This window comes from Flavobacteriales bacterium (assembly GCA_016712535.1).
Taxonomy (GTDB): Bacteria; Bacteroidota; Bacteroidia; order Flavobacteriales_F; family PHOS-HE28; genus PHOS-HE28.
The window spans coordinates 351,183-376,654 of sequence record JADJQW010000002.1 but is presented as its reverse complement, the minus strand read 5'-3'; the positions used below and the strand labels follow the sequence as shown (position 1 = coordinate 376,654).

General features: G+C 64.1%; 8 protein-coding genes. 5 read left to right on the top strand and 3 right to left on the bottom strand.

All coding sequences use genetic code 11. The annotated features are described in order from the left end of the window. The first annotated feature begins 12 nt into the window (after positions 1 to 12). The 3 genes from IPK70_01490 to IPK70_01480 all read left to right on the top strand — a co-directional run bounded on the left by IPK70_01490 (position 13) and on the right by IPK70_01480 (position 3,651). The gene (locus IPK70_01490; protein ID MBK8225832.1) at positions 13 to 1,593 is read left to right on the top strand and encodes a F0F1 ATP synthase subunit alpha; all 1,581 of its coding nucleotides are present in this window, start codon (positions 13 to 15) and stop codon (positions 1,591 to 1,593) included. Between the two features lie 84 nt (positions 1,594 to 1,677). Continuing rightward, positions 1,678 to 2,556 carry an ATP synthase F1 subunit gamma gene (atpG, locus tag IPK70_01485; protein MBK8225831.1) on the top strand — a complete coding sequence of 293 codons (879 nt, stop codon included), beginning with the start codon at positions 1,678 to 1,680 and terminating at the stop codon, positions 2,554 to 2,556. Positions 2,557 to 2,706: 150 nt separating this feature from the next. Beyond that, entirely contained in the window at positions 2,707 to 3,651 is a 945-nt protein-coding gene (locus tag IPK70_01480) for a T9SS type A sorting domain-containing protein (GenBank protein MBK8225830.1), read from the top strand. 42 nt (positions 3,652 to 3,693) lie between these two features. Here IPK70_01480 and IPK70_01475 read toward each other — a convergent pair whose 3' ends face one another. From IPK70_01475 to IPK70_01465, 3 genes are read right to left on the bottom strand one after another with little or no spacing between them, the layout of a single operon-like run. Next, positions 3,694 to 4,680: a PorP/SprF family type IX secretion system membrane protein gene (locus tag IPK70_01475; GenBank protein ID MBK8225829.1), complete on the bottom strand. Its 987-nt coding sequence runs from the start codon at positions 4,678 to 4,680 to the stop codon at positions 3,694 to 3,696. Positions 4,681 to 4,697: 17 nt separating this feature from the next. Continuing rightward, on the bottom strand, positions 4,698 to 12,872 hold the full coding sequence (locus IPK70_01470; GenBank protein ID MBK8225828.1) for a gliding motility-associated C-terminal domain-containing protein: 8,175 nt from the start codon (positions 12,870 to 12,872) through the stop codon (positions 4,698 to 4,700). Between the two features lie 15 nt (positions 12,873 to 12,887). Continuing rightward, positions 12,888 to 20,867 carry an IgGFc-binding protein gene (locus IPK70_01465; GenBank protein MBK8225827.1) on the bottom strand — a complete coding sequence of 2,660 codons (7,980 nt, stop codon included), beginning with the start codon at positions 20,865 to 20,867 and terminating at the stop codon, positions 12,888 to 12,890. Positions 20,868 to 21,061: 194 nt separating this feature from the next. Here IPK70_01465 and IPK70_01460 point away from each other — a divergent pair, with 194 nt between their 5' ends. Both IPK70_01460 and IPK70_01455 read left to right on the top strand, forming a co-directional pair. Next, positions 21,062 to 24,637 (top strand): HAMP domain-containing histidine kinase, encoded by a 3,576-nt coding sequence (locus IPK70_01460; GenBank protein MBK8225826.1) that lies wholly within the window; start codon positions 21,062 to 21,064, stop codon positions 24,635 to 24,637. 18 nt (positions 24,638 to 24,655) lie between these two features. Then, the gene (locus IPK70_01455) at positions 24,656 to 25,444 is read left to right on the top strand and encodes an enoyl-CoA hydratase/isomerase family protein (GenBank protein ID MBK8225825.1); all 789 of its coding nucleotides are present in this window, start codon (positions 24,656 to 24,658) and stop codon (positions 25,442 to 25,444) included. Positions 25,445 to 25,472: the final 28 nt, after the last annotated feature.

Genomic DNA, 25,472 nt, shown 5'->3' with positions numbered 1-25,472 from the left:
AGCAACAAGGCCATGGCCGAAGTGAAACCCGCCGAAGTATCGGCGATCCTCAAACAAGAACTCGCCGGTTTCCGCAGCGAGGCCGAACTCGAAGAGGTCGGGACGGTGCTCCAGGTCGGTGACGGCATCGCCCGCATCTACGGGCTGCGCGGCGTGCAGAGCGGTGAGCTCATCGAGTTCCCCAGCGGACTGCGCGGCATCGTGCTGAACCTCGAAGAGGACAATGTGGGCGCCGTGCTCCTGGGCCCCAGCGTGGGCATCAAGGAAGGCGACACCGTGAAGCGCACCAAGCGCATCGCGAGCATCAGTACCGGCGAAGGCATGGTGGGCCGCGTGGTGAACACCTTGGGCGAGCCGATCGATGGCAAGGGCCCCATCGCAGGCGAGCTCTTCGAGATGCCCATCGAGCGCCGGGCGCCGGGCGTGATCTACCGCGAGCCCGTGAAGGAGCCGCTGCAGACCGGCATCAAGGCGGTTGACGCCATGATCCCCATCGGCCGCGGCCAGCGAGAGTTGATCATCGGCGACCGCCAGACCGGCAAGAGCACGGTGGCGATCGATACCATCATCAACCAACGGGAATTCTACGAGGCCGGCAAGCCCGTTTATTGCATCTATGTGGCCATCGGCCAGAAAGGCTCCACGGTGGCGGGCACGGTGAAGACCTTGGAGGAGAACGGCGCCATGGCCTACACCACGGTGGTGGCGGCCAACGCCAGCGACCCCGCGCCGATGCAGTTCTACGCCCCCTTCACCGGTGCGGCCATCGGCGAGTACTTCCGTGATACCGGCCGTCCCGCGCTGATCGTGTACGATGATCTCTCCAAGCAGGCCGTGGCGTACCGCGAGGTATCGCTGCTGCTCCGCCGCCCGCCCGGTCGTGAGGCTTACCCCGGTGATGTGTTCTACCTGCACAGCCGCTTGCTCGAGCGCGCCGCCAAGGTGATCGCCGACGACAAGGTTGCTTCCGAGATGAACGACCTGCCTGCATCGCTGAAAGGCAAGGTGAAAGGCGGAGGCTCGCTTACCGCGCTGCCTATCATCGAGACGCAGGCCGGTGACGTTTCGGCTTACATCCCCACCAACGTGATCTCGATCACCGATGGCCAGATCTTCCTGGAGAGCACCCTCTTCCTGAGCGGTGTGCGCCCGGCGATCAACGTGGGCATCAGCGTGAGCCGCGTGGGCGGCAACGCGCAGATCAAGAGCATGAAGAAGGTGGCCGGCACCCTGAAGCTCGACCAGGCGCAGTACCGCGAGCTGGAGGCCTTCTCGAAGTTCGGATCCGACCTCGACGCCGCCACCAAGGCGGTGCTCGACAAGGGCGCTCGAAACGTGGAGATCCTGAAGCAGGGCCAGAACAGCCCCATGCGCGTGGAGGAGCAGATCGCAATCATCTACTGCGGAACGAAAGGCCTGCTGAGCCGGATCCCCGTGAAGAACGTGAAGCAGTTCGAGGCCGAGTATATCACCATGCTGCGCAACAAGCACAGCGATGTGCTGGCCGCGCTGAAGAAGGGCGATTACAACGATCAGATCACCGGCACGCTTGAAGCCGTTGCCAAAGACCTGGTGAAGAGCCTCGACAACTAAAGAGCGGCAAACAGGCCAGCGGCAAGCGGCCAGTGATGGACAAATCGCCGCCAGCCGCTACCCAATTCGCCAACTACACCCAAGATGCCCAGCCTGAAGGAGGTACGCAGCCGGATCGTCTCGGTGAACAGCACCAAGCAGATCACCGCCGCCATGAAGATGGTGAGCGCGGCCAAGCTGCGCCGTGCTCAGGACGCGATCGTGCGCATGCGCCCCTACGCCGAGAAGCTGCAGACCATCCTGGGCAATGTGAGCGCGAGCCTCGACAGCAGCGAAGGCAAGTACAGCGCTCAGCGCGAGGTGAAGAAGGTGCTGCTGGTGCCCATCGTTAGCAATCGCGGCCTGGCCGGAGCCTTCAATACGCAAGTGTTCCGCCTCGTGCGCACCGCCCTGAACGGTGCACAGGCCGATGGCCAGCAAGCGCATGTGCTCCCCATCGGCAAGAAGGCCATGGACCTCTACCGCCGCAGCGGCCTGCTCGACGCGGCATTGCCCACGGACCTGGCCTCGCTCTTCGATGGCCTCAGCTTCGACAAGGCTGCACCGGTGGCGGAATTGCTGATGAAGCAGTTCGCTGATGGCAACTATGATCGCGTTGTGCTCTTCTACAACAAGTTCAAGAACGCGGCGGTGCAGATCACCACGGAGGAGCAGTTCCTCCCGATCCTGCCCGCCGAGAAGAAGGCCAACAGCGGAGCCAAGTCCGATCATATCATGGAGCCGGACCGCGCCACCATCGTGGAGGAGATCATCCCCAAGAGCCTGAAGATCCAGCTCTACAAAGCGCTGCTCGACAGCCATGCGGCTGAGCACGGTGCGCGCATGACCGCCATGCACAAAGCCACCGACAACGCCGACTCGCTGCTGAAAGGCCTGAAGCTCTCGTACAACAAGGCGCGCCAGGCCAGCATCACCAACGAGATCCTCGAGATCGTGGGCGGCGCGGAGGCGCTGAAGGGGTAAGGGAGCTCAAGCTTCCTTTATTCCGTTCCGGATAACCGCTCGGCCCATGTTGGGCTCAGGCCATCTTCGTGCCTATCGATTAGGTTTGTTCTACCACCGCTCATCGCAGCGGCAGCACTGGTCAATCCACCAACTCCTGTTCAAAGCACCATGAAGCGCACGCTAATCGGTCAGAGCCTCGCCCATTTGCTCGTGCTGACCCTGTTGTCCGCGAGCGGCTTCCAGGCGCGCGCCCAAGTGCTGGAGATCAACACCGGGGCACCGAACACGCCTTTGTATGCTGTGGGGCCCATCTACTTGTCGTCCACGCTCTTCTACCGCTACAGCCGCTTCGCATACCTCTATAGCCAGGATGAGCTCGCGGCCGTGGGCATCGTTCCGGGCACGGTGATCCTCAGCACGGGATGGATGAAGAGCACTGCGAGCACGGCAGCGGGCCCTGCGGTCTTCAGCATCTACATGAAGAACTCGAGCGCGGCTTCGTACTCGAACGCCACGGAGACCTGGGCCAACCTGAGCGCAGGTGCAGTGCTGGTTTACACCAATGCCTCGCAGTCCATTCCCGCCACAGCAAGCCCGGGCTACATCGACTTCACGCTCACGTCCCCGTTCACCTATACCGGCGGTTCCTTGGAGATCCTCACGGAATGGGACATCTCAGCGGCAGCCGCGCCCATCGCCACCGGCGCGTTCGAATGGGTGAATACGACCGTGGTGGACCGGATCTACGCCAGCGGCAACACCAGCCTTCAAGCATCGCTGTCCAGCACCTTCAACAATGTCGACATGAACGATCGGCGCCCGGTGATCCAGCTCACGGTGGAAGTGCCCACAGGGGTCCAGGAAGCCATGGATGCCCAGGTGAGCTTGTGGCCGAACCCTGCCAACGGCATCCTCAACATCAGCAACGCCAGCGCTGCTCCCTTGGAGCGCATCGAGATCATCAACGCGCTCGGCGGAGTCGCACTATCTGAGAGCCCCAATGGCGTTGCCACGAACCTTCAGCTCGATGTGAGCAAGCTGGCTGCGGGCCCTTACCTCGTCAGCATCAGTACCGGTGCCGGGCGCGTGGTGAAGCGCGTCACGCTGAAATAGACTGGGGCGCTGCGGACACGCGCCATCCGGCTTTGGCCGGGATCAGAACGCGCTGCTCGTCAATCGCCGCTCACGGCCCGCGTGCGTGCCGTAGTAGATGATCGAGAACTCGAAGGCCCCGTTGCTGCGGGAATACGAGCGCAGCGGCGATGTGTTCACGTCGTAGCTGAAGCGGTAGGCGCTGTTCTTGTGCTTCAGGCCCACATGCGCCACGATGGCGTCTCTCACGCGGTACGATGCCCCGCAGATCGCACTGTACACCGATCCGCCGATGGCGAACTCGCCCATCATCCCCGCGTGGATCTGCTGGTCGTTCCCCTGGCGCATGTACAAGCCCTGCGGGATCAGGATCAGCCCCTCTGAGAGCTTCACGCGCACGCCACCGTTGGCCGAATACCGGATCGGCATCTTGCTCTTGGCCGTGCGATAGATCGACTCGTCTGGCATGGTGACATGGAAGAGCGCCGCATTCACGAACGGATTGATGCTCCTGCGCGGATTAGTCGAGCGATAAGCCAGGCCAACGGAGACATCGGGCATCAAGCGCGCGCCGCGCTGGGTGATCTCGCCGGATGGAAGGTCGGAATTGAAGTAACCGTTGCTGTACTGCGAGTCCCAGAGCAGGTTCTGATCATTCACCTTCTTGTACAGCAGACCGAGATGCACGCCTGTCGAAAGGGTGTGGTGCGCCTTGGGGTCCGAAACGTTGTACGCACCCGAGAGCCCGAACTGGAAATTGTTCATGATCCCCGCCATGTTGTAGTTGCTCAGCGACATCCCCACGCCGAAGCGCCTCTGGAACGAGAGGTCATACCCGAAGGCCGTGGTGAGGAAGTTGCTCGCCAGGCTGTTCCACTGGCTCCGGACGTTGCATGCCATGCGGAACTCCGCGTTCTCGTACATGCCCGTCAGCGCAGGGTTCAGCATCACCGGCGCCGCATCGTACTGCGACAGCTGGCCGTCCTGGGCGCGCAAAAGGCCAACGCCGCACAGCGCGAGGGCCGACAATAGGTTCTTGGTCGTTCTCATGGTTGCTCAGGGTTGCGCTATCGGATCAAAGTGACTTTTCCGGAACGGTCATGCTCAAGGCCATCGACCGAGGTGGCGACCACGGTGTACACGTACACGCCGTTGATCTCCGGCTTGCCGTTGTAGGTGCCGTCCCAGCCGAATGCGGGGTCCGTGGTCTCGAAGATCATTTCGCCCCAGCCGTTGTAGATCCTCAGCTCCATGGTGAGGAAGGGACCGCCGCGCACGTAGAACACATCGTTCACGCCGTCGCCGTTCGGGCTGAAGGCATTCGGGAGCTTCGGCGGAAGAATGTCCTTCTCCTCGATGACGATGAGCAAGGAATCCTGGTCCGTGCAGCCCGCCGCGTTGGTCACCGTTTGCACGATGACGTACTGCCCGGACTGCGCATACTCATGCGTAGGCTCTGCGCTGATCGCGCCGGACCCGTCTCCGAAGCTGTAGTGCCAATTGGTTGCGCCGACGGAGCTGTCCGCGAACGCGATGGGCGTGTCGGTGTAGGGGTCGCCACTGATGCTGAAGCCAGCGACCGGTGCATCGAGGATGTCGAAGACCTGCGTGGTCGTGTGGCTGCAGCCATTCTGCGCGAACACGGTCAGCGTTGCGCTGTACTGCGCGGCCGTGGCGAACGAGGTGCTGGCCTGCGGACCCGTCGCCGTAGCCCCGTTGCCGAAGCTCCAGGTCCAGCCGATGATCGGCGAACCACTGGTCGTGCTGTTGCTGGTGAATACGGTCTGCGATCCCACGCACGCGTTGCTGACGCTGAACGATGCCTGCAGGGGATTCACGAAAGAGAGGAAGAGCGTGTCGCTCGCCGCAGCGCAGGAAGCGTTGCCCGTGGTGGTCAGGATCATGCGAACCGTGCCGTTCTGCTCGTCCGTCGGTCCAGGCTGATAACTGGCATTCGCAGCCGTGTTGCTGGGCACGAACACACCCGATCCGTTCGAGGTCCACAGCACGCCGCCTGCGCCGGTGAAGGAGCCGCTCAGGTCGATCGCGCTGCTCGCATCGCAAACGTTGATGTCGGCGCCCGCGTTCACCGTGGGAGGTGCTTGCAGATGCACCACCATCGTATCGGTATGCGCAGGACATCCCATGTTCCCTGTGGTGGACAGCACGAACTGGAGCTGCTGGAACACCAGGTCGGTCTGGCTGGGCACATAGGTGGCGGACAACGCCGTCGGGCTTGGGAGGAATGTTCCCGCTCCCGTGGTGCTCCAAACCCCGCCGCTCACGCCGGTCACGGATCCTGCCATCTGCCAGAAGTTCCCATCGGCGCAGAGATTGATGTCGCTGCCGGCATCGGCGATGCGCGTCGGGCCGATGTCGATGAAGAGCGAGTCGCTGTGATTGCCACAGGTGCCTGTTCCGAAGCCGGTGAGGATCAAATACACCCCACCTGCGATGCTATCGTTTGCGGTTGGCGCGTACACCGCGTTGGCCGCATCGGCCGCCGGGCTGAAGCTGCCTGTGCCCGTGGTGAACCACTGCACGCTGCCCGCATTTTGTTCCACCCCATTGAGTTGAACATCCTCCAGACCATTGCAGAGCAGCTCATCCGCCCCAGCGTTCACCACCGGTGGCACATGGTAGCTCACCACCAGCGTGTCGCGGCCAGCGGCGCAGCCTTGATTGTTGGTGGTGCTCAGGATCAATGAAACGTTGCCGATCACGAAGTCCGCCGCCCCGGGCACATAGGTGGCATCCAACGCCGTGGCACTGGGCATGAAGGAGCCCGTGCCCGTGGTGCTCCACTGGCCTGTTGTCGTGCCCGCGACTATGCCGTTCAGCACGATGTTCGGCTCGGTGCTGCACGCGATCACATCAGCGCCCGCAGTGGCGGCCAAACCACCTCCGAAGCTGATCACCAGCTCATCCGATACAGCGCTGCATGGCGCAACCCCAGTCGTGGTCACCGTGAGCGTAACCGTGCCGACCGCGCTGTCTGCCGCGCTCGGGTAATAGAGCGTGGCCAGGGCATTCGCATCCAGGAAGGTGCCGCTGCCCGATGTGCTCCAGGTTCCGCCAGGGGTGTTCACCGCGTTGGCCACCACCTGGACCGGAGCAGCGCTGCACGCCACGATATCACTGCCCGCATTGATGCTCGGCAAGGCTTGCACGCTCAAGGTCATCGCATCACTGGCCACCGCGCATGTGCCATCGGTGATCGTCGTGAGCGTGAGCAGCACACCGCCATTGGCGATGTCCGCCGCGCTCAGTGTGTAGGTGGCGTTCGGGTCGGTGCTGTTGCTGAAGAATCCCGATCCATTGCTGCTCCACACGCTTCCCTGGGCACCGCCGCTGAAGTTGCCTTCGAGCTGCGCGATCGGCGCATTGGCGCAGAGGCTTTGATCGGCACCCGCATAAGCGAAGCTGCTGTTGCCGAAGGTGAGCACCATCTGGTCCTGCACCGGCGGACAGGTGCCCGTGTTGGTGCTGAGGAATGTGAGCACCACACTGCCGTTCGCTATATCGGTCGGCGTGAAGTGATACTGCGCATTGGTCACATCGGCGCTCGGCAAGAAGGAGCCCGTGCCCGTGGCGGACCAGGTGCCCGATGGCGACCCATTGATGACCTGGCCTTGCAGCTGAGCATAGGTGCTGCTCACGCATGCGCTCTGGTCAGGACCTGCATCGGCGGCCAATCCGCTGGTGAGGTAGATCGTCATCTGATCGCTGACCGCGTTGCAGTTGCCGTTGTTCAATGAGCTCAGCGTGAAGGTGATCAGGCCATTAGCCACATCGACCGGGCTGGCGTTGTACGTGGTGCTCAGTGATCCGGCGCTCGACATGGTCCCTGTGCCGTTCGTGGTCCATTGGCCCATGTCGGTGATGCCGCTGATCGCTCCGTTCAGATCGAATTGCGTCACCTGATTGCAGTAGGTCTGGTCCGGACCAGCATTCACATAAGGCGCTGGGGTGAGCGTCAGCTGCATCGCATCGGTGGCGTTGTTGCAGCTGTTCAGTGCGCTGAGCATGAGGGTCAGGTTGCCGATGGCCGTGTCGAGCGCGCTCGGTATGTAGGTGGGCGTGAGCACTCCGTTGTTCGGGAAGAAAGCGCCCGTGCCGGAACTGGTCCATTGGATCTGCGTGGCATCGCCCACGAGCGAGCCATTCAGCGCAACCGTTGCGTTGTTGGCGCAGAAGCTCAGGTCGGCACCAGCATTCACGGTGCCGAAGGGCAGGATGGCGATGTGCACGATATCCGAAGCTGCAGGGCACGCGCCCGTATTCGTAGCGGTCAGCACCAGGTCCACGCCGGCGGCCAGCGAATCCGATGTGCTCGCATTGTAGATATTGGCGAGTGCCGTGCTCGCGTTCTGGAAACTGCCCGTGCCCAGAGTGCTCCACGCACCGGTCGCAGAGGCGCCGCTGACCGCGCCGTTCACCAGGATGCTCAGATCGCTCACGCAGGTCACCTGGTCCGTTCCCGCATCGACGACCGACTCTGGGGTGATGGTGAGCACCATCTCATCAGAAGCGTTGTCGCAGCTGTTCACGCTCCAGGTGAAGGTGACCGTGCCGTTCACGGCATCGCTCGGCGCAATGCTATACACCGCGTTCGCCGCATCCGGGCCCGGTGAGAAGCTGCCCGCGCCCGTGGTGGTCCAGCTGCCTTGCGTGGCGTTCCCGGTGATCGCACCGTTCAGGTTGATCGTGCCTTGCGTAGCGCAGATGGCCTGATCCGCACCGGCGCTCGCGACAGCGTTGGGAAGGATGGTGAGGGTGAGCATGTCGCTCACGCTCGTGCAAAGGCCATTGCTGGTGGAGGTGAGCGTGAGGTCCACGCCCCCATTCAGTGAATCGAGGCTGCTGGCGATGTAGGTCGCATTGAGCATGTTCGCGCTCGGCGAGAAGATGCCCGTGCCTGATGTGCTCCATTGGCCGGTGCTCGCGCCGCCGCTGACCGTACCGCCCAACGGCACTTGCAGTTCGCTCGAGCAAGCCGTGATGTCGGATCCAGCGCTCACCGCTGGTGCTGGTGCCACGGTGATCGTCAACTGATCATTCACCGCAAGGCAGTTGCCATTGCCCGTGCTGGTCAAGGTGAGCGTAACGCTTCCCTGCTGCAGCTCGAAGGGCGTCAGCGTGTACTGTGCGTTCAACGTGCTGGCATCCGGAGCGAAGGCACCTAGTCCACCGCTCCATGCACCGCCAGTTGCCACGGTCATCGAACCGGCCAGGTTCACCACCGGGTTGTTCTCACAGACATTGAGGTCAGTTCCAGCATTCGCAACAGGTGCAGGCGTGAAGGTGATGAGCACCTGATCGCTCACCGCGAAGCAGTTGCCATTGCCTGTGCTCATCAAGGTCAGGGTCACACTCCCCGATGCCACTTCAGCAGCGGTGGGTGTGTAGACCGGTGCGAACACGTTGCTGGCCGGCGAATAAGTTCCGTTGCCGCCGGACCAAGCGCCCCCATTGGCGTTGATCACGTTGCCGTTCAATTGAACAGCGCTGTTGTTGGAGCAGACCGCCTGGTCAGGCCCGGCATCCACGATCGGGGACCCGGTGAAGGTGACCACCATCTGATCGCTCATGGCGCTGCAGATCGTGGTGCCCGTGCTGGTGAGCGTGAAGGTGATCGAGCCCGCAGCGATCTCGGCCGCGGTCGGGATGTACTCCGTGGCTGTGGCTGCAGCACCCGACACATAGTTGCCCGTGCCGCCGCTCCAGATCGCGCCCGGGGCATTGCCCACGAAGCCATTCAGTTGCAGGCTCGGGTTGTTCGCGCAGATCGCCTGGTCAGGGCCTGCGTTCACCACCGGTACCGGATCGATGGTGATCACCATCGCATCCTGCACTGCGATGCAGTTTCCGTTGCCCGAACTCGTGAGCGTCAAGGTCACCTGGCCTGCGGCGATCTCGCTCAGGCTCGGTGCATAGGTTGCGTTCAGCGCGGCGCTGCTAGGCGTGAAGGTGCCGTTGCCCGCGCTCCACACGCCACCGCTGGCCACAGTCACCGCTCCCTCCAGCTGGACTTGCGGCGCGTTGGCGCAGACATTCGCATCGGCACCGGCATTGATGGTAGGAGCAGGCGTGAAGAGCACTTGCACCGAATCATTCACGGCGCTGCATCCGCCATTGCCGGTGGAGGTGAGGAACAACCAGAGATTGCCCGCGTTGACCTCGGAACCGCTCGGCGTGTAAACCCCGTTCAGTGCGTTCGCGCCCGGCGCGAAAGTGCCTGCACCGCCGCTCCAGATGCCGCCGTTGGCGCCGGTAACATTGCCTGCGAGCTGCACAGCAGCATTGTTGGCGCAGAGTGTTTGAGGATTGCCGGCTTCCACCGTGGGTGCCGGCGTGTAGGTGATGGTCACCTGGCTCGAGACCGCCGTGCACAGGCCATTTCCCGCGCTGGTCAAAGTCACCGTTGCGCTTCCATTGGCGATCTCAGCCGCCGTTGGGGTGTAGATCGCGTTCAGCGTGCTCGCATTCGGGCTGAATGAACCAGCGCCGATCCATATGCCGCCTGCCGCATTCAGCACCGATCCGTTCAGTTGCACGGCGGCGTTGTTCGCGCAAGCCTGCAGCGCAGCACCTGCACTCACGATCGGCGCAGGAGCGATGTTGATCACCACCTGGTCGCTCACCGCGTTGCACGAGCCATTGCCCACCGTAGTCAGCGTGAGCGTGGCGCTGCCCGCCGCGATCTCCGCAGCGCTCGGCGTGTAGGTCGCATTCAGCGTTCCGTTGTTCGGGTTGAAGCCGCCTGTTCCACCGGTCCAGAGACCGCCGGTCGCCACCGTGACCTCACCGTTCAGTTGGACGGTGGCATTGTTCGCGCAGCTGAACGGATCCGCGCCCGCATTGGCTGTTGGCGCCGGCGTGAACGTGTAGGTCACCTGGCTGCTTACAGCCGTGCAGCCATTGTTGCCGGTGGTGGTCAGCGTCAAGGTCACGCTGCCTGCGGCGAGCTCGCCAACCGACGGCGTGTACACCGCATTCAGTGAATTGGCATTCGGGCTGAAGGTGCCCTGCGCGCCCGACCATGCGCCGCCATTGGCCACGGTCACACTGCCGTTCAGGGGGATGCTCGCGTTGTTCGCGCAGAACACGCCGCCCGCACCAGCATTCGCTGTCGGGGCCGCAGTGAAGGTGACCAGCACCTCATCGGATACCGCGACGCAATTGCCATTGCCGATCGTGGTCAACGTGAGGGTGAGGGTGCCTGCCGCTACCTCTGCGGGCGTTGGCGTGTAAACCGCATTCAACGACGCGATGCTCGGCGCGAAAGTGCCCGAGCCGCCGCTCCATTGTCCGCCGCCGGCTCCGCTCACGCTTCCACCCAGTTGAACCTGGGGATTGTTGCTGCACGCGAAGAGGTCGCTGCCCGCATTGGCCACAGGCGCACCGATGATGCTGATCACCATCTGGTCGCTCACGGCATTGCATAGCCCGTTGCCGGTGCTGGTCAGCGTAAGCGTCGCCGTGCCCAGGGCCACTTCAGCCGGGCTCGGGACGTAGGTCGCGTTCAGCGCATTCGCGTTCGGGGTGAAGGTCCCGCCGCCGCCGCTCCACACGCCTCCTGTGGCGATCGTCAAGGAGCCGTTGAGGACGACCGTAGGGTCATTGGAGCAGACCGTGCGATCGAGCCCCGCGTTCACCACCGGGCTTTGCGTGAAGACGATGAAGACCTGGTCGGTGACCTGCGCGCAGGTGCCGTTGCCGGTGCTCGTCAGGTTCAGGGTGACGGATCCATTGTTCAATTCCGTGGTGCTCGGCGTGTACACCGCGTTCAGCGCCGTGATGCTCGGCGAGAAGCCACCGGTGCCGCCGCTCCAGATCCCGCCGCCCGCATTGCTCACGGAAGCAGCCATTTGCACCGCAGCGTTGTTGGAGCACACCGTGGCATCAGCCCCCGCATTAACCGCGGGGGTCGGTGCAATGGCGATGAGCACTTGGTCGCTCACCGCATTGCACAGGCCATTCCCGGTGCTGGTCAACGTGAGCGTTACTGTTCCTGATGCAATCTCGCCCAATGAAGGCGTGTAGGTTGCATTCAGGTTGTTGCTGCTCGGGTTGAAGGTGCCCGCGCCGCCGCTCCAGATGCCGCCTGTGGCATTGTTCACCACACCCGCCAATTGCGCGGTCGATTGATTGCCGCACACCGTGATGTTCGCTCCGGCGTTCACAACGGGCGCGGGCGTGATGGTGATCACCACCTGGTCGCTCACCGGATTGCTATTGCCGTTGCCGACCGTGGTGAGCGTGAGCGTCACCGTGCCCGCGGCGATCTCGGTCGCGCTGGGCATGTAGGTCGCATTCAGCGCAGCGCTGTTGGGGGTGAAGGTGCCCGTGCCGCCGCTCCAGATGCCGCCCGTGGCGATCGTCACCGCGCCGTTCAGCGCTACGCTGGCGTTGTTCGCGCAAATGGTCTGATCGGGGCCCGCATTCGCTGTGGGCGCCGCACCGAAGGTGATGGTCATCTGATCGCTGGATGGCGCGCAGGCTCCATTTCCCGTAGTGGTCATGGTCAGCGTCACGCTGCCTGCGGCGATCTCCGCTGCAGTAGGCGTGTACACCGCGCTCACCGCGGTGTTGTCCGGGTTGTAAGTGCCCGCGCCACCGCTCCACACGATCCCGGTGGCCACGCTGAAGGAACCAGCCAGGGTGGTGTTCGCGTTGTTCGAGCTGACCGTTTGGTCAGGACCGGCATTCGCAATGGGCGCATTGGTGAAGGTGAGCGTCACCTGGTCGGATACCGCGGCGCAATTGCCATTGCCCGTGGTCGTCACGGTGAGCGTCACGCTGCCATTGGCGATCTCGATCGGCGAAGGCATGTACGTGATGTTCTGCGCCGTGCTGCCCGGAGCGTAAAGGCCAGAGCCACCGGACCACTGCACGCCCGTGGCAACAGTGACCGTGGCATTCAGTACCGCGTTCGCGTTGTTCCCGCAGAGCGTTTGATCCGCCCCCGCATTCACCGTGGGCGCTGGCGTGATGGTATAGGTGACCTGGCTGCTCACCGGATTGCACAGGCCGTTGCCGGCGGAGGTAAGCGTGAGGGTTACGCTGCCATTGGCGATCTCCGCCGCGGTCGGCGTGTAGGTGGCGTTCAGGGTGATGCTGTTCGGGGAGAACACACCAGCGCCCCCGGTCCACACACCGCCCACGGCACCGGCAACCGAGCCGTTCAGGTTGATGGTGGCCGCATTGGCGCAGACGGTGCCGTTCGCACCCGCATTCACGATCGGCGCAGGCGTTTAGGTGATGATGCGCGTCGATGTAGCTGGCGCGCAATTGCCATTGCCGGTGGTGGTGAGCGTGAGCATCACCTGGCCAGCAGCGATGTCCGCAGCACCGGGCGTGTAGGTGGCGTTCAGCGTGTTCGCATTCGGTGAGAAGGTCCCCGTGCCGCCGCTCCAGGTCCCGCCCGACGCGGTCACCACGCTGCCATTCAGCGCAACCGCCGCGTTGTTCGCGCACACCGTCACGTTCGGACCTGCGTTCGCCGTGGGCGCATCCGTGAAGGTGATCACCATCTGGTCGGTGGCCGCATTGCAGAGTCCATTGCCCGTGGTGGTCAGGGTCAGGGTCACGCTGCCTGCCGCGATCTCGGCCGCCGTCGGCGTGTAGATCGCGCTCATGTTCGTGGTGCTCGGATCGAAGGTGCCGCTGCCGCCGCTCCAGACTCCGCCCGTAGCGATGGAGAACGCACCGGATAATCCCGTCGAGGGATTGTTCGCGCAGAGCACGCGGTCGGCACCCGCGTTCGCGGTGGGTGCTGGCGTGATCGTGTAGGTCACCTGGTCGCTCACCGGTGAACAATTGCCGTTGCCCACCGTGGTGAGCGTGAGCGTAACTGAGCCTGCGGCGCGTTCAGCGGCGCTCGGTGAGTAGGTGGCGTTCAGTGTGCTGTTATTCGGACTGAAGGTGCCCGTGCCGCCGCTCCAGATGGCGCCCGTGGCGACCGTGATGCTGCCGTTCAGATTGATGGTGGCGTTGTTCGCGCACACCGTCCCGTTCGCCCCGGCATTCACTGTTGGCGCAGGCGTGAAGGTGATCACGCGGCTGTCGGAAACAGCCGTGCAATTGCCGTTGCCCGTGCTCGTGAGCGTGAGGGTCACCGTGCCCGATGCGATCTCCGCAGGGGTGGGCGTGTAAGTCGCATTGAGCGCGGTGTTGTTCGGCGTGAAGCTGCCGAGGCCGACGCTCCAGATGCCGCCGGTCGCAACGGTCACGCTGCCGTTCAGGGGAATGGCGGCATTGTTCGCGCAGAAGGAGGCGGCTGGTCCCGCATTCACCGTGGGGGAAGGCGTGAAGGACAACACGACGTTGCTGCTCACGGCATTGCAAGAGCCGTTGCCCGTGGTGGTGAGGGTGAGCGTCACGTTGCCGTTCGCGATCTCCGCCGCCGTGGGCGTGTAGGTCGCGTTCATGTTGGCTGGGCTTGGGCTGAAGGTGCCCGCACCGCCGCTCCAGATCGCTCCGGATGCGACCGTGTAGCTGCCACTCAGGGTGGCCACCGGGTTATTCGAGCACAGCGTCTGATTCGGGCCTGCGTTCACCGTAGGCGCGGGTGTGATGCTGAAGGTGACATTGCTGCTCACCGCGTTGCAGTTGCCGTTGCCCGTGCTGGTCAGCGTGAGCGTCACCGTGCCAGCTGCGATCTGCGCTGCCGTGGGCGTGCAGGTCGCGTTCAGCGCCGTGTTGCTCGGACTGAACGTCCCGCCACCGCTCCAAACGCCGCCGGTCGCCCCAACCACGCTGCCATTCAAGCTGATCAGCGGAGCGTTCGCGCACACGGTCCCGCTCGTGCCAGCATTCACCGTTGGCGCTGGCGTGAAGGTGATCACCTTGTTCGCGGAAACCGCGTTGCAGTTGCCATTGCCCGTGGTGGTCAGCGTGAGCGTGACGATGCCGTTGGCGATCTCCGCCGGGGTCGGCGTGTAGGTCGCGTTCAATGCGGTATTGTTCGGCGTGAAGGAGCCGTTGCCGCCGCTCCAGACCCCACCCGTTGCACCGCCCACCGTCCCATTCAAGGACACGACGGGGTTGTTCGCGCAGATCGACGCATCCGCACCTGCGTTCACCGTCGGAGCAGGCGTGAATGTGAGGAGCACATCATCGCTCACTGCGCTGCACAGGCCGTTGCCCGTGGTGGTGAGCGTGAGGATCACGCTGCCGTTCGCGATCTCGGCCGCGCTCGGTGTGTACACCGCGCCCAGATTCGTGTTGCTCGGATTGAAGGTGCCGTTGCCGCCGCTCCAGGTCCCGCCGGTCGCAACGGTCACGCTGCCATTCAGCGCAGCCGCTGGGTTGTTGGAGCAGAGCGTGAGGTTGCTGCCCGCATTGGCCGTGGGTGCAGGCGTGATGCTGAATGTGACATTGCTGCTCACCGCATTGCAATTGCCGTTGCCGGCAGAAGTCAAGGTGAGGGTTACCGTGCCCGCAGCGATCTGCGCAGCTGTAGGCATGTAGGTCGCATTGAGCGTGGTGCTGTTCGGCGTGAAGGTGCCCGCGCCGCCGCTCCAGATCGCGCCGGTGGCGCCGCTCACGCTGCCGTTCAAGCTGATCAGCGGTGCGTTCGCGCATACCGTTCCATTGCTCCCCGCGCTCACGATCGGCGCTGGCGTGAAGGTGATGGTACGGCTGCTCGATACCGCGTTGCAGGTGCCGTTGCCCGTGGTGGTGAGCGTGAGCGTCAAGGTGCCCGCTGCGAGTTCCGCTGGTGTGGGCGTGTAGGTGGCGTTGAGCGTGGTGTTGTTCGGCGTGAAGGATCCCGCACCGCCGCTCCAGAGACCGCCTGTTGCCACGGTCACGGCGCCATTCAGGCTCACCGTGGGGTTGTTCACGCACAGCGAAGCATCAGCACCTGCATTCGCTGTGGGCGATGGTGTGAAACTCAGGATGACGTTGCTGCTCACCGCATTGCACAGGCCATTGCCGGTGGTGGTGAGCGTCAAGGTGACGCTGCCGTTCGCGATCTCTGCCGCCGTGGGCGTGTAGGTCGCGTTCATGTTGGTATTGCTCGGGAAGAAGCTGCCCGACCCGCCGCTCCAGATCGCTCCCGTGGCCACAGTGAAGCCTCCGCTGAGGGTCGCAACCGGATTGTTCGAGCAAAGCGTCTGCGCAGGGCCGGCGTTCACGGTCGGCGGCGGCGAGATCGTCCAGGTCACTTGGCTGCTCACCGGATTGCACAGTCCGTTGCCTGTGGAGGTCAATGTCAGAGTCACGCTTCCCGCAGCTCGTTCAGCGGCGCTGGGCGTGTACACCGCGTTCAAGGCGGTGTTGCTCGGACTGTAAGTGCCCGTGCCGCCGCTCCATGCGCCGCCCGTGGCGCCGGCAACGGAACCGTTCAGGGCGATGGCGCTGTTGTTCGCGCACACCGTTCCGCCGATGCCGGCATTCACTACCGGTGCAGGCGTGAAGGTGATCACGCGGTCGCTGGTGGCTGGATTGCAGGTACCGTTGCCCGTAGTGGTCAGGGTCAGCGTAAGGGTGCCGTTCGCGAGTTCCGCAGCCGTTGGCGTGTAGGTCGCGTTCAGCGAGGTGTTGTTCGGGCTGAAGGTGCCCAAGCCGCCGCTCCAAACGCCGCCGGTGGCGAGGGTCACGCTGCCATTCAGGGCCACGCTGGCATTGTTCGCGCAGAGCGTGAGCGGCGCACCGGCATTGGCCGTGGGCGCGGGCGTGAAGCTGATCGTCATGTCATCCGATACCGGCACGCAAGTGCCGGCACCGGTGGTGGTCAGCGTGAGGGTCACGCTGCCGTTGGCGATCTCTGCTGCGGTCGGCGTGTACACGGCATTCACGCTGGTGGCGCCCGGCGAGAAGCTGCCTGCGCCGCCGCTCCAGATGGCACCGGTGGCCACGGTGTAACTGCCATTGAGGGTCGTGCTGGCATTGTTGCCGCAGCGCGTCTGATCCGCGCCGGCATTCACCGTTGGTGCCGGCGTGATCGCATAGGTCACGTTCGCGCTCACCGGCGAGCAGTTGCCATTGCCCACCGTGGTGAGCGTGAGCGTCACCGTGCCTGCGGTGAGTTCAGCAGCGCTGGGCGTGTAGGTGGCGTTCAGCGTGCTGTTGCTCGGAGTGAAGGTGCCCGTGCCACCGCTCCAGATCCCGCCGGTGGCAACGGTCACGCTGCCGTTCAAGCTGATGGTGGCGTTGTTGGCGCACACCGTTCCGTTCGCACCGGCATTCACCGTGGGCGCTGCCGTGAAGGCGATCACGCGGCTGTCGGAAACAGCGATGCAATTGCCGTTGCCCGTGCTCGTCAACGTCAAGGTCAAGGTACCTGCCGCGATCTCCGCAGCGGTCGGCGAATAGGTGGCATTGAGGGTGGTGTTGTTCGGCGTGAAGCTGCCCAAGCCGCCGCTCCAAACGCCGCCGGTGGCCCCGGTGACGCTGCCATTCAAGGCGATGTTGGCGTTGTTCGCGCAGAAGGTGGCCGGAGCGCCCGCATCCACCACCGGCGCCGCCGTGAAGTTCAAGGTGACGTTGCTGCTCACCGCGTTGCACGAACCGTTGCCCGTGGTGGTGAGCGTGAGCGTCACGTTGCCGTTCGCGATCTCCGCCGCCGTGGGCGTGTAAGTCGCGTTCATGTTCGTGGTGCTGGGGCTGAAGCTGCCGTTGCCGCCGCTCCAAACGCCACCGGTCGCGACGGTGAAGCTGCCGTTCAGCGTGGCGACGGGGTTATTCGCGCAGAGCGTCTGCGTGGCGCCGGCATTCGCGGTCGGCGAAGGCGTGATGGTCCAAAGCACTTGATCGCTCACGGCATTGCAGGTGCCGTTGCCGGTGCTGGTGAGCGTGAGCGTCACGCTGCCCGCAGCGCGTTCGGCGGCGGTGGGCGTGTAGGTCGCATTCAGCGTTGCATTGTTCGGCGAGTAGGTGCCCGCACCGCCGCTCCAGGCTCCACCGGAGGCACCGGTCACGGAGCCCGCGAGGGTGATCGCGCTGTTGTTCGCGCACACCGTTCCATTCGGACCGGCATTCACCACCGGTGCAGGCGTGAAGGTGATCACGCGGTTGCTGCTCACCGCGTTGCAGGTGCCGTTGCCCGTGCTCGTCAGCGTCAAGGTCAAGGTGCCTGCTGCGATCTCGGCAGCAGTGGGCGTGTAGGTCGCATTCAGCGTGGTGTTGTCCGGGTTGTAGATGCCCGCACCACCGCTCCAGGCGCCACCGGTCGCACCGGTCACGCTGCCGTTCAAGGTCACCGCTGCGTTGTTCGCGCACACCGATACCGGAGCACCCGCATTCACCACTGGTGCTGGGGTGAAGCTGATGGTCATTTGATCACCCACCGCAACGCAGCCCCCGTTGCCCGTGCTGGTTAGCGTGAGCGTCACGCTGCCGTTCGCGATCTCCGCCGCCGTGGGCGTGTAGGTCGCGTTCATGTTGGTGGTGCTGGGGTCGAAGGTGCCTGCGCCACCGCTCCACACGCCGCCCGTGGCCACGGTGAAGCTGCCGTTCAGGGTCACCGCTGCGTTGTTCGCGCACACCACCCGATCGAGACCGGCATTCACCGTTGGCGCCGGCGTGATGGTGTAGGTGACCTGTGCGCTCTCAGCGTTGCAGGTGCCATTCCCGACCGTCGTCAGCGTGAGCGTAACCGTTCCGGCGGCGCGCTCCGCCGGGCTCGGCGTGTACACCGCGTTCATGCTGGTGCTGTTCGGGCTGTAAGTGCCCGTGCCGCCGCTCCACACGGCACCCGTTGCGCCGGTGAAAGAACCCGCAAGGGTGATCGCGCTGTTGTTCGCGCATACCGTTCCGTTGGGGCCGGCATTCACCGTGGGTGCGGGCGTGAAGGTGATCACGCGATCGCTCGAAACAGGCAGGCAGTTGCCATTGCCGGTGCTTGTGAGCGTGAGCGTCAAATTGCCTGCGGCGATCTCAGCGGCAGAAGGCGTGTAGGTGGCGTTGAGCGTGGTGTTGTTCGGCGTGAATGTGCCGGTGCCGCCGCTCCAGATGCCGCCCGAGGCATTGGTCACCGATCCGCTCAGCGACACTTGCGCGTTGTTCGCGCACACCGATACCGGCGCACCGGCATTCACCACAGGAGCCGGCGTGAAGCTGATCGTCACATTGCTGCTCACCGCATTGCAGGTGCCGTTGCCCGTGGTGGTGAGCGTGAGCGTCACGCTTCCGTTTGCGATCTCGGCCGCAGTGGGCGTGTATTGCGCCGACATGTTGGTGGTGCTGGGATCGAAGGATCCCGCGCCGCCGCTCCAGATGCCGCCTGTGGCCACGGTGAACGAGCCGTTCAGCTGCGCCACCGCATTGTTCGCGCAGCGCGTGATCGCGGAGCCGGCATTCACGGTGGGCGCAGGCGTGAAGGTCACGAGCAGGCTGTCCATCACCGCCTGGCAAACGCCGTTGCCCGTGGATGTCAAGCGGATCCACACCTGGCCCGCGAGCAGGTCTGCTGCCGAGGGCGTGTAGGTGGCGTTCAAGTTGCTGTTGCTGGGAAGGAAGCTCCCGCTGCCGGCCGTGGTCCATACGCCACCGACAGCATTCAGCACGCTGCCCGCCAGTTGCACGGTGGTGTTGTTGAGGCACACCGACCGATCCGGTCCGGCATCGGGGATCGGCAGGGGCGAGAAGGTCACCACCATCTGATCGCTCGACGGTGTGCAAGGGCCGGTGGAGGTCAGGGTCAGGGTCACGCTGCCGATCGCGAGGTCGCCGATGCTGGGCTCGTAGGTGGCATTCAGTGAGGTGGGGCTTGGAGTGAAGGTGCCGCTGCCGTTGGTGGTCCAGATCCCCGTGGTGCTTCCGCCGGAGACCGTTCCAGTGAGCGATACCGTCTCATTCGCGCAGCGCGTCTGGTCCGCACCGGCGCTCACGTTGATCTGCCCGGCGAACTCCGAGAAGAAACCGTAGCGGCAGCCCGATGATGCCCCGCCGTTGATGATCGCGAGCGAGAACACATCGGAGGTGTTGGTCACGATGAAGGCCTGGTTCACCGGCACCTGCGTGGTGTTGTATTGGATCCGAGCGGCCATCCATTGGCCTCCCGTTCCGGGAACCGCTTGGAAGGCAGAACCCGGTATCGTCGCCGTACCGGGTCCCGTCACCACGAAGTCGTTCTGAGATCCATTCCGCACCAGCAGATTCAAGAAGAACGATTCTGAGGTGGATCGCGTGAAACTGAGCTGCGTGCTGCCCGCGCAATTGAGCGGAGGCAGGATCGCCATGCCCTGCTCGCAGCCGAAACCGGTGACGTGGATGGCGTAGAGCGGCTTCGAGCCCGTGACCAATGTGGCGTTGTTGGCCGCGCCCGCCAGGTAATCCATGTCGTGGCGGTAGTACTGCCCTGCGAAGAGCGTGGCCACCGGCGTTGCGCTGCCATCGATGAAGACCTGCGTGTTGTTCTGCACGGCCATCACGAAGAGCGACTCGTCGCCGTTGTTGTTCAGTGCGCCTTTCACCGCCACGTACTCCGTGCCCAGGATGTTCACCGGCACGATCTGGTCGAGCATCAGGTCATAGCAGCCGCCCGAAGGGTTGTGGTTCGAGTCATCCTTGATGGAGACCGCGACCGGCTTGTCCGAAAGCACCACAGCACCCGAGGGGTGCGTCATGGGATCGGTGTGCGTGGCAGGCGTGGTGTTCGCCGTTGAATAGGTCTGGCCCGCGTTGAGCGTGACCGTCCAAGGCGTCAGCGCCGGGTGGCCATCCACCGCTACCGGTGAATAGATCAGCACGTTGGTGTTGTTCTCGGTTGCGACGATATCGAACGAAGCGAAGGCGAGGTCTGCGTTGTTCGGAACGAAGCTGTGGTTGTAGAAGGGGGCGTGCTTGTGCAGCGGGATGTAGAACTCGGTGCCCAGGCCGTTGGCGCCCTTGAGCGCCATGATGTCCGGGTTGTTCGTATTGCTCGATTCGTAATAGCAGGTGATGTTGGCCGTGGATTGGATCCGAAGGCCGGTGTTACGGATGCTGTTGGTTGGGCGCGTCTCCAACTGGGCCTTCAGCGCCGTCATGTTGTGGCGCACGGCCGAATTGGCCGGCACGTTGAGCACGATCGGGCTGCCTCCATTGAAGGCCGGGTTGGCGGGCTGCGAAACCGTGACGGTCGCGGCCGCATTGCCCGTGGTCACGTTCAGGAAGATCGGCTCATCCCCAGGCATGTTGTGCCGAAGGGTGACATCGGGCGGAGCCATCCAGAACTCGGTCCCCGTCTGTGCCTGGATGAGCCCGGTAAGGAGCAGTCCAAGCACTAAGAGCAGTGCCTTTTTCATTCGATAAGGTCAGCCCGTGAGTGGCGGGCCGGTGCCGTTCTACGCAGACCGGCCAGCGGGGTTCGTTCGTCGACGAGCCGCGCCCGCCTGTCGCCAGCTTCTGAGCCGTGCTGTGCCCGGGGCCTGGTGATGGTCGAAGAGGAATGGCCATACCTACCCCCGTACTTTGGCGCATCCCTCCACGCCAGCGCTCTATGTCCCGTCCACTGCTCCTGTTGCTGCTGGGCGCTCTTTTCGCCACCCTCGCGGTGCTGATCGATGAGCCTGACCCAGAAACGCGACTGAGCGCGGCTGCCGCGCGATTGGAACATCGCATCGAGGCAGCCCAGAATGAGTTGAATGCGCTGGTGGAAGAGCAAGCCCGCCTCGTGTCATCCTTGGGCCCCGGGGCTTGGATGGATCGGCAGGCGGAGCTGCTCGAAAAGGAGCGGGAGCGGACTGGCACCCTGATCCATGTCGAGGTGGACGATAGCCTGATGGCTTGGTCAGGCGACCTGAACGGATACGGGGAACCGGGTCAAGGAGTAAGACTGCTTGCGTCCGTGCGCATCGGCAGCATGATGGTCAAGGCCGGGCGGCCAGTCTGGAGCGCGCCGCGTGTACAGAACCGATACCTCCGTGAGGGCTTCCATCCATCCTTGGGCGCAGCTGAGGGCCTGATGGCCGTGCCCTTTGCTCGGCCTGGGGTTGATATCGGGGCCGGTGCCACCACAGCACCGCTCCGCGTGGCCTGGCGCGACGGCGCCATGGAGCTCGGGGCCTGGTTATGGTGGCGCGCCGCGCTCATCGCTTGCGCTTCCGTTCTATTGATCGCTGCCTTGTGGAAGGCCTGCGGGCTGCTGCTGAACCGGAGAAGACTGCTGGCCGTCGCGGTGTTCATCGCCGGCCTGGTCCTGCTGCGCTGGCTCTCGCTCGCCTTCGGCCATTCCGCGCCCTTCGATCGCTGGCCGCTCTTCGACCCGGCCGTGTACGCCACAGGCTGGTGGTTCCCGTCCCTTGGGGACCTGGTCATCAATTCAGCCCTATTGGGCCTCGGTTCCCTATTCGCCCTACACGCTGCGCGTCCGATCGGATTTAACCCGAATCGGGTGACCACTTTCATTGTGCTGAGCATCCCGCTCTTTCAGGCGGCTGCCGTCACTTGGCTCACCATCGGGCTGGTGGGCAGCAGCACCATCGATCTGGACCTGTATCATATCCAGGGCCTTGGGGCCTTCGGGGCGGTGGCCTTGTTGGTGGTGGCCCTGTTGATGGCGGGATGGTGCTTGACCGCATTGGCCGCGACGAGGCTTCTCGCGCCGGGCACCGTTCGCCGGCTCGCGGGTCCGGCTCTATTGGCCGCTGGTGCCTCAATCCTGGTGCATCATCTATCCGGCGTGCGTGATACTGTTCTCTTCCTATGGCCTTTGGCCGGGATGGCGATCTTCCTTGTCGGGCGGGCGCTGGCCTTCGGTTTCCTGCAAGGCGTGCTCCTGTTGACTGTCCTCGCGGGCACCAGCACGCACATCATCGCCAAGCACATGGGCGAACGCGAGCGCAATGAGCGCTCCGTGCTCGCTGAGCGCCTTGCTATGCGGGAGGACCCAGTGCTTGAGCAGCTTTTCCGCGACAGCGCACCTGCCATCCGCCGCGACCTGAATCTCTATCGCCTCTTCTCCAGCGGCGAATACTGTGACCCCAACGACTTGGAGAAGCTCGTGAAGCAGCCGCACCTCAGCGGGTATTGGGAGCGCTATGACCTGCGCCTCTTCGGCTACGATCCCCAAGGTGAGCTCCGCTGCGCCACCGACCTCGATGCGCCGCTCGGCTTCACGGTTGATTCGGCGGCCTTCCCTGCAGGCATCAGCGACATGCCTGACCTTTTCGTGGACGAGCGGATCGGCGGGGAGCTGTATTACCATGCGCGCATCGCCATCATGCCCCATGACAGTGCGCCGCCCGCCCAGCTCGTGTTGGAGCTGAAGCCGCGCTCGCTCTCGCAAGGCGCCGGGTTCCCCGACCTCCTGCTCGCGGGCACGGATGAGCTCGCGCGACGCACAGAGCGCTACTCGCAGGCTCGCTACGTCAATGGACTCCTCATGGACCGCCGCGGTCCCGTATCGCACCCGCAGCGGTGGAGCCGCGCCTTAGACGATGAGCTGTGGTATGTGGAGAGTGGCCAGGATTTCCTGGCGAAAGCCGTGGGCGGCAACGTGGTGATGGTGCTCGGCCTGCCCCACCGCACCTTCCTGGACCGCATCACCACCTTCAGTTACCTCTTCACGCTGTTCGGGCTCCTGATGCTGATCGCGCTCGGCGCGCACGCGGCGCTCACCGGCACCTTGCCGGACCTCGGCATCGGCACCAAGGTGCGCGCGGCACTGGTGCTCTTTGCGATCACGGGCCTCATGTTCTTCGGGATCGGGTCGCAGCGCCTGCTCACGCGCCAGTTCGAGGAGCGCGAAGCCAACGCCTCCCTGGACAAGGCGCGGGCCGTGAGCGAGGAATTGCGCCGTCGGATCGGCGATGAGCGCATCGATAGCGATGCTTACGCCGGCTACCTGAACTATCTGCTCAGCCAGCTCGGCAACGCCTACTTCACCGATCTCACACTGTATGCGCCCGACGGACGCTGGCTGGCATCAACGCGGCCGCAGATGCTCTCGCAAGGACTGCTCGGCCCCCGCATGGACCACAGCGCCTATGCCCGCCTGGCCATCCGGCAGCAGAGCGCCTTCGTTCACCAGGAGCGCGTGGGCACGGCAGGCTTCAGAACGGCCTATCTGCCGGTTCTCGACAGCAAGGGCAAGGGGCAAGCCTTCCTCGCGCTGCCCAGCTTCGCCGACCAAGCACAGCAATCGGAAGAGCGAGCGCAACTGCTGGTGGCGGTTGTGAACCTCTTCGTGCTGCTCTTCGCGCTGAGCGTGCTGCTCGCGGTCTTCATCAGCAACTGGACCACGCGGCCCCTCGATGTGCTCAAGCGCGCACTGGCCCGCGTCGCCCTGCGCGGCAGCAATCAGCCCATCCATTACCGGGGCAACGATGAGGTGGGCGAGCTGGTGGCCGTTTACAACCAGAAGGTGGAAGAACTGCGTGAGAGCGCTGAGCGCCTGGCGCGCAGTGAACGGGAAAGCGCGTGGCGGGAGATGGCGCGGCAAGTGGCGCATGAGGTGAAGAACCCGCTCACACCGATGAAGCTCGGCATCCAGCACTTCCAATACACCTTCGATCCGAAGGCCCCGGACGCGAAGGAGCGCGTCGACCGCTTCGCGAAGAGCATGGTGGAGCAGATCGATACGCTCAACGGCGTGGCCTCGGCCTTCTCGCAATTCGCGCAGATGCCCGCCGCGTCGCCCACCGAGCTCGACCTGTGCGAAGTGGTGCGCGCCGCCGTGGACGTATTCCATGCTTCGCCGGGCATCGCCATCACGCATCAGGAAGAAGGCCCGTTGCCCGTGCTGGCCGATCGTGAGCACATGCTGCGCGTGCTGAACAACCTGCTCAAGAATGCCGTGCAAGCCATGCCCGAGGACCATGATGGCCGCATCGATGTGATCGCACGGCGCGAGGTATCACGGGCGCGGATCGAAGTGCGCGACAATGGCGCAGGGATCCCGACGGAAGCGCGTGACCGCATCTTCACCCCGAGCTTCACCACCAAGAGCAGCGGCATGGGGCTGGGCTTGGCCATGGTGAAGCGCATGGTGGAGCAGGCCGGTGGCCGCGTGTGGTTCGAGAGCGATGAGGGCCAAGGCACGCGTTTCTTCGTGGAGCTGCCGTTGCACCGTTAGGCCGGTACATTTGAGCCGATGCCATACACGAACCTATTGGTGTCCGATGCCGATGGCATCCGCACCATCACCATCAACCGCCCCGACCAGCTCAACGCGCTCAACCGCGCCACCATCGACGAGCTGGATAGCGCGCTCAACGAGGCCGAGGCCGACAGGAGCGTGCGCGTGCTCATCATCACCGGCAGCGGACCGAAGGCCTTCGTGGCCGGCGCCGACATCAAGGAGTTCGCCCACTTCAGCATGGAAGAGGGTCGTGCGCTCAGCGCCGATGGCCACACCAAGCTCTTCAGCCATGTGGAGCGCCTGAACAAACCGGTTATCGCGGCAGTGAATGGTTTTGCCTTGGGCGGCGGGCTGGAGCTGGCCATGAGCTGCCATTTCCGCGTGGCCAGCGACAATGCCAAGCTGGGCCTGCCCGAAGTCGGACTGGGCGTTATACCCGGCTACGGCGGAACGCAGCGCCTCGCAAGGCTTGTTGGAAAGGGCAAAGCCATGGAGATGATCTTCCTCGGTGCGGCGGGCATGATCAAGGCCGATGAGGCCCTGCAATGGGGACTGGTGAACCACGTTGTTCCCCAGGATCAGCTCATGACCAAGTGCAACGAGCTCGCTGCGGCCATCGCGAAGAACAGTCCCTCGGCGTTGGGCGCTGCCATCCGCGCGGTGAACGCCGGCTACGAACCCGGCGCCGACGGCCTCGCGCGCGAGATCGAGGAATTCGGCAAGTGCTTCGGCACGGCGGACTTTCAGGAGGGAACGAGCGCGTTCATGGAGAAGCGGAAGGCGGAGTTCACGGGGGCGTGATCCACAGAAAACGCGGATGGCACAATAC